Here is a 14,536-nt window from a genome sequence, read left to right as displayed (position 1 = left end):
GTAAGAAAAGGACTGCACCGCGAAGAAACGAACGGGGCCGTGGACACGAGCAGGCCCCCGCTGTCAGAGGCAGACGGACACGCCCCGAGGGGGCGGGTCACGTCCCAGGATCCGGCCATTCGGGGCCGGGGCCGCGCTACTCCAGTAGTTCCGGTGCCGCGTCGTATGCCACCTCCTGAGCCGCGGATTCCAGTCGGGCCACCGGGTCGTCCCCTTCGTGGCCAGTCGTGCGGTCTTTCCCAGTCATGGTCAGTCGTCCGCCGAAATCGGCTGGCCCTCGGCGTCGGTCGGGGCCGGACTGTCACCGTCGTCGAAGGGGTACCACGACTGTTTCCCGTCGGCCAGACACGGATCGGTGTACCCCTCGACCTCGTGGGGTTCGGCCAGTTCGACGATCGTCTCGTGGCCGGTGGCGTCGACCCACTCGCGGAAGGTCTGGCCCTCGGAACGGAGGGCAGCGTAGGCCTCGACGATGTTCTTGATCATGCCCGGCGCTTCGTCGGCGGGCACGCGCTGGCGGACCCACTCGATGAACGTCGGTTCCTCGCCGATGCCGCCGCCGACGCCCACGTCGACAGCTTCGACCATCTGACCGTCCTTGCGGGCGCGCATCCCTTGCAGGCCGATGTCGGCCGTCATCGCCTGTCCGCAGTCGGCGGTACAGCCCGAGAAATGCATCTTGATGCGGTCCACGTCGTCTGGCACGTCGACGTTGTCGCCGAGCCAGCGGAGCAGGCGGGCCATCCGTGCCTTCGTCTCAGTGAGCGCGAGCGAGCAGAACTCCGTCCCGGTACAGGCCATCGCGCCCTGCACGAACGGGTTGGGCTCCGGGGAATGCTTGTCAAGCAGCGGCTCGTTGAGGAGATTCGAGAGGTTCCCGTCAGGCACGTCCATAATGAGGGGGTTCTGTCGGCGGGTCAACCGCACCTCGCCGGAACCGTAGGCGTCGGCGAGGTCCGCGAGTTCGATGGCGTCCTCGGCCGAAAGGCGGCCGACGGGCACCGAGAGGCCGACGTAGTTCTTGCCGTCTTTCTGGTCGTAGACGCCGACGTGGTCGTGGGCACCGTATTCGGAGCGTTTGCCGGCGTTGTACGTGTACTCTCCGCGGAAGTCGGTGCCGGCGGTTTCGAGGTCGAAGTCCAGGCGGTCGTCCAGTTCCTCGCGGATGGCGTCGGTCCCGTGCTCGTCAACGAAGAACCGCGCGCGGTTCTTCGAGCGGTTCTGGCGGTTGCCTTCCTCGTGGTAGAACTCGACGAACTCACGGACCGTCTCGACAGCGTGTTCGGGCCGGATGAACAGGTCGAGCGGGCGGGCGTTGCGCGGTTCGCGGCCGCCGAGGCCGCCGCCGACGCGGACGTTGAACCCCTCGACCTCCTGGCCGTCGATAATCTTGCGGGCCGGCTCCAGCCCGATATCGTTGATGCTGTCCTGGGCACACCCCTGTCGGCAGCCGGACACCGAGATGTTGAACTTCCGGGGCATGTTGGCCAGGTCGTTGTCGTCCCGGATGGTCTCCTGAATCTCGTCCAGAATCGGGCGAGAGTCGACGTACTCCTCGCCTTTGCCGGCGACAGGGCAGCCGGAGATGTTCCGCATCGTGTCCCCGCCGGCCGAGCGCGAGGAGACGCCGACGGCTTCGAGCTTCTCCCAGATTTCCGGAATATCCTCTAACTTGAGCCAGTGGAGTTGGATAGATTGTCGCGTCGTGAGGTCGATCCAGCCGTTGCCGAACTCGGGGTTTTCGGCCGGCCCCTTCGCGTAATCGCGGGCGACCTCGCCGATGGCCCGGAGCTGGTCGGGTTCCAGAATGCCACCGCAGTTGGTCAGCCGCATCATGAAATACGACTCCTGGCCGCCGCGGTGGTGGAACACGCCCCAGAACTTGAACCGCGAGAACCACTTCTCGCGCTCGTCCTCGGGGATGGATTCCCATCCTTTCTCGGCGAACTCCTCTAGTTTCTCGCGTACTTCGTCACCGTACAACTCCTCTTTGTACTCCTCTTTCTTGTGTACCATCTTCAAAGTCCCTCAGTTCTTAATGAATGTGATGTTTTATCGAGCATATCTCACCGAACGTCCGCTAATTCACGTCTAAACACTCAGCCTGATTCCTTATAACCCTAATCGTTGAAAAGACCAAGAACTAGACGAATCAGCACAACACCCGTCCAGAATTATACCGTCTGGGAGGTGTTTAAGGAGGTTATATATCACGGTCGTTTACAGATAGAAACCACAAGAGGGCACTGGGATAGACAGCAGACAACGAGGTCACAGTCCAGCCAAGCCGAGCTACCGTGATCCAACCGACCGGGACTGCGTCTGTGGATTTCCGGTGGCAGCCGCGCGTGCCGGACCGGTGTCGGGTGTCAGGTTGAGGACGAATCGAACCGCGGTGTCGGCGGACACATCGCCGAGCACAGCTCGCTGGTCCTGGCGGCAGTTGACCGCGATTTCCCACACGGCGGGGGCGATACAAGTGAAAGAGGCGTCAGTCGTCGCCAGCGGCGGCGGCGGGGTTTTCCTGCGCGCTACCGGTGAACCCGGCCGTGTTGGCGACTTTCGCAATTTCGGGCTGGAACACCCACGCCGACAGAACGACGATGGGAATCATGGTGAGAGCGGCGACGGAGTACCCGATGTGGAGGTTCGCCAGCCACGGCGCGGAGTAAAACAGCGGGTAGACGATCCCGCCGACAGTGCCGACGCCGCCGACGACGCCCGCAACCGAACCCGAGTCGTTGGGGAACATCGCCGGCACCTGCGCGAAGATAGCGCCCTCGGCCCACGCACAGCCCGTCCCCACGAGGAACCCGACGATGACTGCGTTCATCAGGACGCCGGAGAGGCCGGCCAGCGTCATCCCGAACATCATCACCACGATGAAACAGAGCCCGAGGAACGTCCACTGCTCGCGGTACCGGCCCTTGAAGAACGGCAGAATGTTCTTCTCCTTGCGTGCCAGCAGGTCGCTGCCGTAGCCACCAAACGGCCGGAGCAGTCCCGCGGCAATCGAGAACGTCGCCGCGAAGGTGCTCGCAATCACGAGGTTGTCCTGGTTGAACGCTTCGCGGTAGTAGGTGGCGAGCCACCCGTTCATCGACAGTTCGAGGCCAAAGGACATGATGTAGGCGGCCGCGAGGACAACGGTGCCGTACCGCGTGGCCGTGTGAATCCAGGCCTTGAAGCTGGTGTCTTCCTTGGTCGCCTGGCGTTTCTCCTCGGACTTTGCGGCCTCGCCGAGCGTGTAGTAGGCGATAGCGAGGAGGATGGAGACGATGCCTGTGTAGAAGAACGCGGCTCGCCAGTTCGTCGAGAACAGCGGTCCGCTCCAGCCGGTCCCGAACACACGCGGGAGAATGAGCGCCCCGCCGGCGGCTCCGGCGTTCCCGACACCGGCGTAGATCCCCTCTGCCAGACCGAGGTTCTCCTCTTCGAACCACTCGGCGACGTGCTGGATGCCGATGACGAACGTGATACCGGCCGTCGCCACGATGAGCCGCAACACGAAGAACACGGAGTAGTTCTGTGCGAACGCGCTCGCTATCGAGAACACGCCGACGTACGCCAGCACGATGGCGAAGATGGCCGGCGCGCCGAACTTATCGGAGAGCCAGCCGGTGAGCATCCGGCCGAACGGGGCCATCCAGATGGCCGAACTCGCCAGGATACCGATCTCCGCGGTCGAGAGCCCAAACTCCTCAGCCATCGGGCCGGTAAACGGCGCGAAGGAGAACCAGATGAGAAACGAGAAATTGAACCCGATGGTCGCCAGCAGCAGCGTCCGGTACTTCGTCATCTTGATCAGCCCCATGCCGACACCTCCCTTACCGACCGAGTATCATCCACAATCATTAACGAGTGTTTGTCCACCAATCCGATTTTATTTTGGATGTGTGACCACATCAGTACATGAAAGTCGGATGGTCCAGTAGTTAATAACAGTAACCCTTTACAGAACTGCAATTTCAATCCGCCTGGGTGGATAGTCGACCAATATACTATCGAATATTCCTACCTTAAGGACATTGAACGCCCAACTCTTTCCAGCATAATTTGAGTTATTCTTCTAATATCACTTATTCCCATACATATGTACCGTCATGAGCCGGGCAGAATCCGCCGTCACTGAACAGAACCGCAGACAACCGGCCGCTGGGCCCGTGTCCGGACCAGTGCGCTACTGTGAGAACTGTATAGTCGACGCCCGTGAGTAGGTCGGCACGCCAGACCAGCCACACCAATGCACCTCATGATTGGATGAATGTCCGCAATAAAAGAGTGATTATACAGAAGTTTTTTTCTTCTCGCAATATTTTCCGAACGTATCTACCCTCAAATCGAAAATATATTTAATCAAGGAACGGGCGGTAGCGTATGGACGACAGTGGGATTCGTGGCTCGCCCCGCCAGGGATTGATATCGGCGACGCTTGGCTTCTTCATCGGGTTCGCCGGCGTCGTCCTCTATGGTCCCGTCGCCTCGGAGTTCGAGTCGGCGATGGGGCTGTCGGGGCTCGCACTCGGACTGCTCGTCGCAGCACCGCAACTGACCGGCTCGCTGCTGCGGATTCCGTTCGGTGCGTGGGTCGACGATGTCGGCCCGAAACGACCGTTTCTGGTCCTGCTGGGGCTATCTATCGTCGGGATGGGCGGACTCGCCGTGTTGCTCACGGTGTTCTATCCCGGCGGGCTAACGATGACGCTGTACCCGCTGGTCTTCCTGTTCGGGTCGTTGAGCGGCTGTGGCATCGCCGTGTTTTCGGTGGGGACGACACAGACCTCCTACTGGTATCCGAAGGACACGCAGGGAACCGTCCTCGCGGTGTACGCCGGTCTGGGCAACAGCTCGCCGGGCTTTTTCACGCTCTTGCTTCCGATTGCGCTGGGCGCGCTGGGGCTGACGAACGCGTATCTCGTCTGGTTTGGCTTCCTCGTGGTCGGAACTATCGCGTACGCGGCCATCGCGGTCGACCCGCCATCGTTCCAGTTACGGGAGCGGGGACTGGACCCTGAAGCGAGTCGCGAGCGGGCGACGGAGTACGGCCAGGAGCTGTTCCCGGGCGGTGACGCCTTCGAGTCCATCCGCGAGGCCGCAGCCATCCGCCGGACGTGGGTGCTGGTCGCGCTCTTCTTTACGTCCTTCGGCGGCTTCCTCGCACTGACGGTGTGGCTGCCCTCGTACTGGACCGCCATCCACGGGATGGACGCCCAGTCGGCCGGCGTGTTGACCGCCGTGGCGTTCACACTGCTGGCGGCACTCATCCGCGTTCCCGGCGGCGTCCTGAGCGACCGTATCGGCGGCGAGGTGACGGCCGTCGTGAGCTTCATCCTCGTCGGCATCGCCGCCTTCGCTGTGGTCACGACGCGCAACTACACGATTGCGCTCTGGGCGACGGTTCTGCTCGCGGTCGGCATGGGCGTCGCGAACGCCGCCGTGTTCCAGCTCGTCCCCAAGTACGTCCCCGAGGCGGTCGGCGGCGCGTCGGGCCTCGTCGGCGGCCTCGGCGCATTCGGCGGCTTCGTCGTCCCGCCGGTGCTGGGCGTGTTCGTCGACGTTTACGGAACGAGCGGCTACGCCACGGGGTTCGCCGTCTTCGTCGCGCTGGCGTTCGTCTCCGTCGCGCTCTCGGAGCGGCTGTACACCAACCAGCCGGCCTTGGCGGGCGAGGCTGTGCCAGCGGACGATTAACGCGCGGCTCTTTTCGCGACCGAACTGGAAACACGCAGTCGACAGCACCGCAAAAACGAGTGACTGTGTGCCGGCGACCGTCAGTCAGCCGTCGCCGGCGGCAGTTCGGCCTCGGCGGCGACCAGGCGGGCGGCACACTGCTTGAAGTTCGGCTCGTCGGACTGGGGATCCCGGTCTGAGAGCGTCAACCGGTTGGTCGCCGGGTGGTGAATCGGGAGCCACACCATGCCTCGGGGGACACCCTCGTCGCGGTCAATGGCGACCGTCGCTGAACCACGCCGGGTCTCGACAGTTAACTGGCCGTCGGTGACCAGCCCGCTGTGTTCCTCAACGGTCTCAGGGTGGATGCGGGCGACCAGCGTGCCGGCCTCGCCGCCGCGGGACCGGACGCCGGTGTTGTACCCGTCGGCCTCCCGAGCGGTGGTCAGCGTCAGCGGGTAGTCGTCGTCGGTCGGCTCCGGGAGCGACCCCTGGCGGCCGGTCGAGAACCGCGCGCGGCCGGAAGCGGTGGGGAACGACCACGACCCCTCGTCGTAGTAGCGGTAGCCGCCCGAACTCTCCTCGTCGGGCGCGGGCCACCTGACGGCATGGATGTCGTCGAGTCGCTCGTAGGTGATACCCGAGCAGTCAGCGACCGTTCCCTCGGTGAGTGCGGCGAACTCGTCGAAAATCGCCGCCGGCTCCGGGGCCGTCTCGCCGTCGAACAGGTCGGGGAACAGCCGCGAGCCGATGGTGGCGATAATATCCAGATCCGGCTTGACGCCGCTTGGTACGTCAGTCGCCGGTCGGACCCTGGAGATTGTCCGCTCCATGTTCGTGGTCGTGCCCTCGCTTTCGCCCCAGGTCGCAGCGGGCAGAACCACGTCGGCGATCTCCGTCGTTTCGGTGTGGAAGGCGTCCTGCACGACGACAAAGGCGTCTTCGAGCGTCTCACGTACCGAGTCAGCTTCGGGCATCCCGGCGACGGGGTTCGTGGCGACGGCCCAGACAGCATCCGGCTCGTCTTCGAGCATCCCGACCGGACCCGGGCCGGTGTCGTCTGGCAGGCGGTCGACCGGAATATCCCAGTGGTCGGCGACGGTTCGGCGGTGGTCCGGGTCCTCAAAGGCCCGCTGGCCGGGCCAAGACCCCTTCGAGGAGCAGATGCGAGTCCCCATGGAGTTGGCCTGGCCAGTCAGCGAGAACGGGCCGCCACCGGGCCGGAGGTTCCCCGTCGCCAGCGTCAGGTCGATGAGCGCCCGGGAAGTCTCGGTCCCCTGGACGTGCTGATTGATGCCCATCCCCCAGTAGATGAGCGCCTGCTGGTCCATCGCGTCAGCCAGCAGGTCCACGTCGGCCATCTCGACGCCGGCCTCGGCGGCCGCGTCGTCGGCGTCGGGCAGCGTCGCGAGCAGGTCCTGGAACCCCTCGGTCGCCTCGTCGACGAACTCGCGGTCGACACGCCCCGTCTCGACGATGCGGGCGAGCACGGCCCGGGCCAGTGCGAGGTCTTTCCCTGGGTCGGGCGCGACGTGGTGTTCGGAGTTCTCCGCGGTCTCGGAGCGGACGGGGTCGACAACGATGATTTCGACGCCGTCCTCGCTGGTAGACTGCTGAATCCAGCGGAACATGACGGGATGGGCGACCGCCGGGTTCGCCCCCCAGACGACGTGGCGGTCGGCGTCGCTGATATCGGTGTAGGTACACGGCGGCGCGTCGCTGCCGAAGGCCTGGTAGTAGGCGGTGACGGCGCTTGCCATACACAACGTCGTGTTGGCGTCGTAGTTGCGCGTGCCGAAGCCGCCGCGGGCGACCTTCCCCAGCGCGTAGGCGGCCTCGTTGGTCTGCTGGCCGCTGCCCAGCACGGCGACGGAGTCGGGGTCTTGCTGGTGGACGGCCTGAAGTCCCTCGACAGCGCGGGCCAGCGCCACGTCCCACTGGGTCTGGCGGAGTTCGCCGCCGCTGCGGACCATCGGTCTGGTGAGCCAGTCCCCGTCGGGGTCTTTGCTCTCCCGGAGACCGCGTGCGCAGGCGAGCCCCTGACTGACTGGATGGGCGGCATCGCCGCGGGCAGCGTCGATGCCGTACCCCTCGTCAGCACCCTGATGCATATGGCCACAGCCCACCGCACACCGCATACACGTCGTCGGCACCCAGTCGCTCATAGTGTCACACGCCCCGTTCCGGAGCCCATCTGTCCACTCTTACATGATATTACAGTACATTCGGCGACCATTCTCGTATCTACGTAGATGAACACCCAATGTATAACAGTAACTCTTTACGAAATCCTTACTTCCGGGCAGAGATTCTGACATCCGTCCACCGGTCACTCAACGGCCGTCCGCCTCGGCGGAGTCACACAGGCAGGTAACAACAGTTTCTTTCTGTCAGCAGTCGAACGCCCGGGTATGAACCACGAGCAGTCGCGAGCGCTGTACGACCGCGCCCTATCGGTGCTGCCGGGCGGCGTCAACTCCTCCGTTCGAGCGACACGGCCCTACCCCTTCTTCGTCGAGAAGGGCGACGGGGGCCACGTCATCGACGCCGACGGGAACCGCTACATCGACTTCGTCATGGGCTACGGCCCGCTCCTGCTGGGCCACAGCCTACCGGAACAGGTCCAGTCGGCCATCCAGCAACACGCCGCCGAGGGACCGATGTACGGCGCGCCCACCGAAGTCGAGGTCGAACTCGCCGAGTTCGTCACCCGCCACGTCCCCAGCGTCGAGATGCTGCGGTTCGTCAACAGCGGCACCGAGGCGACCGTCTCGGCGGTCCGCCTGGCCCGTGGCTACACCGGCCGGGACAAGATCGTCGTGATGCAGGGCGGTTACCACGGGGCACAGGAGTCCACGCTGGTCGAGGGCGAGGGCGACCACACCGCTCCGTCCAGCCCCGGCATCCCCGAGAGCTTCGCCGAGCACACGCTGACAGTCCCGTTCAACGACGAGGCGGCCGCCCACGAGGTGTTCGAGGAACACGGCGACGACATCGCCGCGGTCCTCACCGAACCCATCCTCGGGAACTACGGCATCGTCCACCCGGTCGAGGGTTACCACGACACGCTCCGGGAACTGTGTGACGACCACGGCTCCCTGCTCATCTTCGACGAGGTCATCACCGGCTTCCGCGTCGGTGGCCTCCAGTGTGCCCAGGGCGCGTTCGACATCGACCCCGACATCACCACGTTCGGAAAGATCGTCGGCGGCGGCTTCCCGGTCGGCGCTATCGGCGGGAAAAGCGAGATTATCGAGCAGTTCACGCCCGCCGGCGACGTGTTCCAGTCCGGGACGTTCTCGGGCCACCCGGTCACGATGGCCGCGGGACTTGAGACGCTTCGGTATGCAGCTGAACACAACGTATACGAACACGTCAACGAACTCGGCGACCGGCTCCGGTCCGGCCTGCAGGACATCCTCCGGGACCAGGCCCCCGAGTACACCGTCGTTGGCCGGGATTCAATGTTCAAGGTCATCTTCACCCGTGACGGGCCTGATTCCTTCGAAGGCCATTGCGAATCTGGTTGCCGACAGCGGGAATCCTGCCCGCGGTTCGACTACTGCCCCAAGAACGGGGGCGATGTGAAGCAGGCCGAGACCGAACGGTGGGAGCGCCTGTTCTGGCCCGCGATGAAAGACCAGGGGGTGTTCCTCACGGCGAACCAGTTCGAGTCACAGTTCATCTGTGATGCCCACACAGGTGAAGACATAGAGAATGCGCTCGAAGCGTACAAAGAGGCGATATGAAGTGAGCGACGACGACATCGCGCTGTCGGAGAAGCGGATGTACGGCGAGAAACGCCCGGAGACCCACGCGTACGTCGCGTCGGGCCTGGGCGTCACCCGCGTCGAGACCGCCGGCGGCCAGATCGGACGATTCAGCCTGAGCGAGCGCTGTACCGCCCGGGACGTAGCCGGCGCAAGCGGCGAAATCGCAGTCGCCACCGACGAGGACGTGCTCGTGTTGACCGACGACGGTTTCATTTTGACTGGGTTCGGGCCGGCCAGCGCCGTCGGCTACGACGGCGACGGCCTGCTCGCGGCCGGCGACGGTCGCGTCGCCCGCTACGCCGACGGCGACTGGACCGAACTCGGACCCGTCGACGACGTTCGCGCCATCGATGGCGACCGGCTCGCCGCGGCCGATGGCGTGTACGCCCTACCGTCGCTCGACCGACTCGGCCTGATAGACGTGGCCGACGTGGCCGGCGACTACGCCGCGACCGAGAGCGGACTGTACCGGTACGAGAACAGGAACGGCGACGGCGATGGGGAGTGGACCGAGGTCCGGCCGGGTCGCCATCTCGCGGTCGAAAGCGACGGCGAGCGGGTCCACGCCGCCGCGGCGGACGGCCTGTACGAACTGACAGCCGGCGGCTGGGAGCCATGTGCGTTGCCGGCGACCGAGCGCGTCGTCGACGTGACCTACGGCGACGACACCTACGCTATCACCGAGAACGGAACCTTCCTCGTTGCGACCGCGGCCGAGGCGACCGCCGACGGACAGGGCGGCTGGCGACAGCGCTCGCTTGGCATCCCCGAAGTTGTCGGCGTCGCCGTGGCCTGACGCATCGACCGCGACACGGCCCGTCGGAGCCAGACGGCCGCGTGCCTGTCTCACGCGGCCCACTCCCTTACGGAACCGAAACAGGGTTTAGCCCGGGCAGCCACCCACCGGATATGATTATCCCCGGGACGGACACGCAGGCGTTCGCGGCGACCCTCGCCAACGTGACGGGCGAGCGACTGGGACGGGTCGAGTACGAACGGTTCCCCGACGGTGAGCACGTCGTCCGGGTCTCCGAGACGGTGTCGGGCGAGCGGGCGGTCGTCGTCGCCTCGACCGTCGACAGTGACGCGCACCTCCAGTTGCTCCAGTTGCAGGACGCAGCCCGCGAGAGCGGTGCCAGTGAGGTCGTCACTGTCATCCCGTACATGGGCTACGCCCGCCAGGACGAGGCGTTCAAGCCCGGCGAGCCGGTGTCCTCGCGGGCGGTGGCGCGGGCCATTTCGACGGGCACCGACCGCGTGGTGACGGTAAACCCCCACGAACCGGCCGTCTGTGACTTCTTCGACGTGCCGGCCACCCACGCCGACGCCGCGAGCGTCCTCGCCGACCCACTGCCGGAGACCCTGGAAGACCCCCTGTTTCTCTCGCCCGACGAGGGCGCAATCGACCTCGCCAAAACGGTCCGGAACGCCTACGGCGACGGCGAGACGGACTTCTTCGAGAAGGAGCGGGACTACGACACCGGCGACATCGAGATCAGCCCCAGCGACGCGCCGGTCGCGGGCCGGGACGTGGTGCTGGTCGACGACATCATCGCCACTGGGTCGACGATGAGCGAGTCCGTCGGCGTCCTCGACGACCGCGACGCCCAGCGGATCTTCGTCAGTTGCGTCCATCCGATGCTCGCCAGCAACGCCCTGACAAAACTGAACAGCGCCGGCGTCGAAGCCGTCTACGGCACGGACACCCTGGAGCGGGCGGTCAGCGAGGTCAGCGCCGCACCGGTCGTCGCCGAAGAACTGTAGACACCGGTTCTGAAACACACGGCGGAAAATCCCGCTCGTCGCGACACGACTGCGTGCCGCTTAATCCGACGCTTCAGCCGCAGCGGCCGGTGCTATCGCGATGTTCATCTCCACGCCTTCGACCTCCCACGTCTTGCGGTGACCATCCTCGACCGTTCCGAGTTCGTCGGCTCGGACCTCTTCCTTGATGAGTCCCTCGTGCTCGCGGACGAGCGAGTCCACGCGTTCGTCGTCGATAGCGAGGTCCACGACGATGCGCGCCTCGATATCCAGTTCCAGGTCCTTTCGCATCTCTTGGACGCGGCGGATGACCTCGCGGGCGTAGCCTTCGCTCTCGATGTCCTCGGTGAGCGTGGTATCGACGTAGACGACGCCGCCGCCGTCCAGCGCGGCGAACTCCGTCCCGGTGACGCCCTCGGGCGTCTCGCGGCGGAACTCGACCATCTCCTCGGTGAGGGCAACGTCCTCGCCGAGCGCCTTGCTCACTGTGCCTTCGAGGGTATCGAGTGACTGCTCGGCGACGCGGGCCTCGTTGAGCGCGTTCATCACGCGGCCGGCGTCGTCGCCGAAGGCCGGGCCGAGTTCGCTCATGTCGGCCTCGGCGGAGTACTGGAGTTCGCCCCACTCCTTGGCAGCGCCGACGACCTCGACGGCGCGGGCGTTGAGCCGGTCGGCGATGATGGCCTCCTGTGCGCGGACCGCGTCGGCCACGTCGTCGCTGTCCACGTCGACGACGACGCGAGTGACGGGCCAGCGGAGTTTCCGTTCGGCCTGCTGGCGGGCGTTCGAGCCCGCTTCCTCAACCTCGCGGACGACCTCGATTTCGCGTTCGAGCGCGGGGTCGTGCAGGTCCTCGTCGACCTCCGGCCAGTCGCACATGTGGACCGTCGGATGGCCGGCGTCGCCGGTGAGTGCGCCGTAGACCTGCTCGGCGACAAAGGGCGTGAACGGGGCAAACAGCGCAGCCACGGATTCGAGCACGCGATAGAGTGTCGCGTAGGCGGCCTGTTTCGAGGCGCTGTCCTCCTCCTCCCACATCCGCTCGCGGACGACCTGGATGTAGAAGCGGGACACGTCCTCGACGACGAACTCAAGCAGTTCCTCGACCGCCTTGTCGTTCTCGAAGTCGTCCATCGAGTCGGTCATCGCCTCAGTCACGCTCTGGAGCCGCGAGAGGACCCACTCGTCGACGAGTTCGAGGTCGTCTTTCACGTCCTCGACGGTGGTCGCCTCGGGGTCGAAGTCGTCGGCCCGCATGTACGGCAGCGGGAAGCGCGCGACGTTCCAGAAGATATTCAGACGGCGCTGCATCTCGGCAGTCTCCTCCCAGGAGAAGTTCATGTCCTCGCCCTGGGCGGTCACCGACAGCAGGAACAGCCGCATCGGGTCGCGACCGTGCTTCTCGATGACCTCGTGGGGGTCGATGAGGACACCCTTCGATTTGGACATGCCGCGGCCGTCGGGCATGTTGGCGTAGCCGTGCATCAGCACCTGCTTGTACGGAATCTCGCCGGTCGCAGCGGTGCTCATGCCCAGCTGGGACCAGAACCAGCCGCGGGTCTGGTCGTGGGCCTCCATGATGAGGTCGGCGGGCCACAGTTCCTCGAAGTCCTCGATTTGCTCGGGGTAATTGACGGTCCCCCACGTCGCCACAGAGGAGTCGAGCCACACGTCGAACACGTCGCCGACGCGGGTGTAGGTGGTCCCGTCCTCAGTGATGGTGAGATCGTCGACGGTCCCTTTGTGGATGTCGACGGTTTCAGGGTCGATGTCCTGGTCGACGCGCTCGGCGAGTTCCTCGCGGTCGCCGACGACGATGGCGTCGTCCATGTCGCCGGACCAGTCCTCCGGCAACCAGATCGGAATGGGGATGCCCCAGTAGCGCTGCCGCGAGACGTTCCAGTCCGGCGCGTCCTCGACGAAGTCACGGAAGCGGTTGTCCCGCGCCCACTGGGGATACCACTCGCTGTCCTCGATATTTGCCAGCAGTTCGTCTTTGATGTCGGTGACCGTGATGAACCACTGGTCGGTGACGATGCGGACGATGTCCGTGTCACAGCGCCAGCACTGCCCCTCGCGGACGGTGTGGCCCTGTTCGCTGGAGAGGAGGAAGCCGTTGTCGTCGAGGTCGTCGATGACCGCGTCGTTGGCGTCCCGGACGAACGTGCCGGCGTACTTGCCGGCTTCGTCGGTGTAAACGCCGTCGGAGCCGACCGGACAGAAGATTTCGAGGTCGAGTTCCTGCCCGCGCTCGAAGTCTTCCTCACCGTGGCCGGGCGCGGAGTGGACCAGCCCGGTGCGGTCGGCCTCCACGTAGTCGGCGGTGTAGACCTGCCCCGAGCCCTCACCTTGGGCGTGGTCCGGCACTTCCTCGGCCAGCGGGTGGTCGTACTCCCAGCCGACCATCTCCTCGCCGGTCAGTTCCTCGACGACCTCGTAGTCGTCGTAGCGGCCCGCCTTCAGCACGTCCTCGACGCAGGCCTTGGCGACGTAGAGCCGTTCGGTCTCGCCGTCTTTCGTGGCGTCGACGCCCACGTAGTCGAGGTCGCCGTCGACCGCGACGAAGGTGTTGGCGACGATGGTCCAGGGGGTCGTCGTCCAGATGACCAGACTGCCCTCGCGGCTCGCGGTTTCACCGCTCGCTCGTTCCGAGGTCTCGCTCCGCTCGCCCTCGCGGTCGCTGAGTGGGAATTTCACATAGATCGACGGCTTGCCCACGTCGTGGTACTCGACCTCGTTGTTGGCGATACCGGTCTCACAGCGGGGGCACTGGTTGATAGAGCGCTGGCCCTGCTCGACGAGGCCGCGCTTGTGGGCCTGCTGGAAGCCCCACCAGGCGGCTTCCATATACTCGGGATTCACCGTTTTATAAGGATCGTCCCAGTCCATCCAGACGCCGAAGTCCTGAAAGTCCGTCTGGAGGCCCTCCAGTTGCTCCTCGGCGAAATCCTTGCACTCCTCAATGAAGTTCTCCTCGCCGAACTGCTCGATGTCCTTCTTGTTCTCGAAGTCCAGGCGCTCCTCGACCTTGGTCTCGATGGGGAGCCCGTGCATATCGTAGCCCGGCCGGTCGGTGACGTTGTACCCCTGCATCCGCAGATAGCGGATGTAACAGTCCTTCAGGGTCTTGTTCCACGTCGTCCCCATGTGGGCCGCACCGGAGGTGTAGGGCGGCCCGTCGACGAAGAAGTAGTCCTCGCCGTCGGCCCGGTGGGCCTTCGTCTGCTCGTAGGCGTCGACATCGTCCCAGTACTCGAAGACGCCGTCCTCGACGGCGTCGGGGTCGTACTGGTCGTCGACAGCGGCGAAACGTTCCATACCCGTTCCAT

The 14,536-nt window shown here is 65.0% G+C and carries 8 protein-coding genes; 4 read left to right on the top strand and 4 right to left on the bottom strand.

Going from position 1 to position 14,536, the window contains the following annotated elements:
- Positions 1 to 249: 249 nt before the first annotated feature.
- The gene (locus Harman_RS08600; RefSeq protein ID WP_137683392.1) at positions 250 to 2,016 is read right to left on the bottom strand and encodes a nitrite/sulfite reductase; all 1,767 of its coding nucleotides are present in this window, start codon (positions 2,014 to 2,016) and stop codon (positions 250 to 252) included.
- Positions 2,017 to 2,491: 475 nt separating this feature from the next.
- The gene (locus Harman_RS08595) at positions 2,492 to 3,814 is read right to left on the bottom strand and encodes an MFS transporter (RefSeq protein ID WP_137683391.1); all 1,323 of its coding nucleotides are present in this window, start codon (positions 3,812 to 3,814) and stop codon (positions 2,492 to 2,494) included.
- 563 nt (positions 3,815 to 4,377) lie between these two features.
- Between Harman_RS08595 and Harman_RS08590 the strand changes: the two genes are divergently transcribed.
- Positions 4,378 to 5,691 (top strand): MFS transporter, encoded by a 1,314-nt coding sequence (locus tag Harman_RS08590; RefSeq protein WP_137683390.1) that lies wholly within the window; start codon positions 4,378 to 4,380, stop codon positions 5,689 to 5,691.
- Between the two features lie 80 nt (positions 5,692 to 5,771).
- Here Harman_RS08590 and nasA read toward each other — a convergent pair whose 3' ends face one another.
- Positions 5,772 to 7,835: an assimilatory nitrate reductase NasA gene (gene nasA / locus Harman_RS08585; protein WP_137683389.1), complete on the bottom strand. Its 2,064-nt coding sequence runs from the start codon at positions 7,833 to 7,835 to the stop codon at positions 5,772 to 5,774.
- A gap of 246 nt (positions 7,836 to 8,081) precedes the next feature.
- Here nasA and hemL point away from each other — a divergent pair, with 246 nt between their 5' ends.
- The 3 genes from hemL (at position 8,082) to Harman_RS08570 (ending at position 11,207) form a co-directional block, all read left to right on the top strand.
- The gene (hemL, locus tag Harman_RS08580) at positions 8,082 to 9,419 is read left to right on the top strand and encodes a glutamate-1-semialdehyde 2,1-aminomutase (RefSeq protein WP_137683388.1); all 1,338 of its coding nucleotides are present in this window, start codon (positions 8,082 to 8,084) and stop codon (positions 9,417 to 9,419) included.
- 1 nt (position 9,420) lies between these two features.
- Positions 9,421 to 10,239 (top strand): HVO_0234 family beta-propeller protein, encoded by an 819-nt coding sequence (locus Harman_RS08575; protein ID WP_137683387.1) that lies wholly within the window; start codon positions 9,421 to 9,423, stop codon positions 10,237 to 10,239.
- A gap of 113 nt (positions 10,240 to 10,352) precedes the next feature.
- Positions 10,353 to 11,207 (top strand): ribose-phosphate diphosphokinase, encoded by an 855-nt coding sequence (locus Harman_RS08570; RefSeq protein ID WP_137683386.1) that lies wholly within the window; start codon positions 10,353 to 10,355, stop codon positions 11,205 to 11,207.
- Positions 11,208 to 11,267: 60 nt separating this feature from the next.
- Here the strand turns inward: Harman_RS08570 and ileS are convergent, their stop codons facing one another.
- The gene (gene ileS / locus Harman_RS08565) at positions 11,268 to 14,525 is read right to left on the bottom strand and encodes an isoleucine--tRNA ligase (protein ID WP_137683385.1); all 3,258 of its coding nucleotides are present in this window, start codon (positions 14,523 to 14,525) and stop codon (positions 11,268 to 11,270) included.
- Positions 14,526 to 14,536: the final 11 nt, after the last annotated feature.

The sequence above is a fragment of the Haloarcula mannanilytica genome (assembly GCF_005406125.1).
GTDB lineage: Archaea > Halobacteriota > Halobacteria > Halobacteriales > Haloarculaceae > Haloarcula > Haloarcula mannanilytica.
The sequence above is the reverse complement of the archived record's forward strand: the minus strand, read 5'-3'. Positions and strand labels throughout refer to the sequence as shown.

Excerpts from the sequence above, each read along its gene's own strand:
- ileS (WP_137683385.1), bottom strand. The coding sequence starts at position 14,525 with ATGGAACGTTTCGCCGCTGTCGACGACCAGTACGACCCCGACGCCGTC.
- Harman_RS08590 (WP_137683390.1), top strand. The coding sequence starts at position 4,378 with ATGGACGACAGTGGGATTCGTGGCTCGCCCCGCCAGGGATTGATATCG.
- Harman_RS08595 (WP_137683391.1), bottom strand. The coding sequence starts at position 3,814 with ATGGGGCTGATCAAGATGACGAAGTACCGGACGCTGCTGCTGGCGACC.
- Harman_RS08600 (WP_137683392.1), bottom strand. The coding sequence starts at position 2,016 with ATGGTACACAAGAAAGAGGAGTACAAAGAGGAGTTGTACGGTGACGAA.
- nasA (WP_137683389.1), bottom strand. The coding sequence starts at position 7,835 with ATGAGCGACTGGGTGCCGACGACGTGTATGCGGTGTGCGGTGGGCTGT.
- Harman_RS08570 (WP_137683386.1), top strand. The coding sequence starts at position 10,353 with ATGATTATCCCCGGGACGGACACGCAGGCGTTCGCGGCGACCCTCGCC.
- hemL (WP_137683388.1), top strand. The coding sequence starts at position 8,082 with ATGAACCACGAGCAGTCGCGAGCGCTGTACGACCGCGCCCTATCGGTG.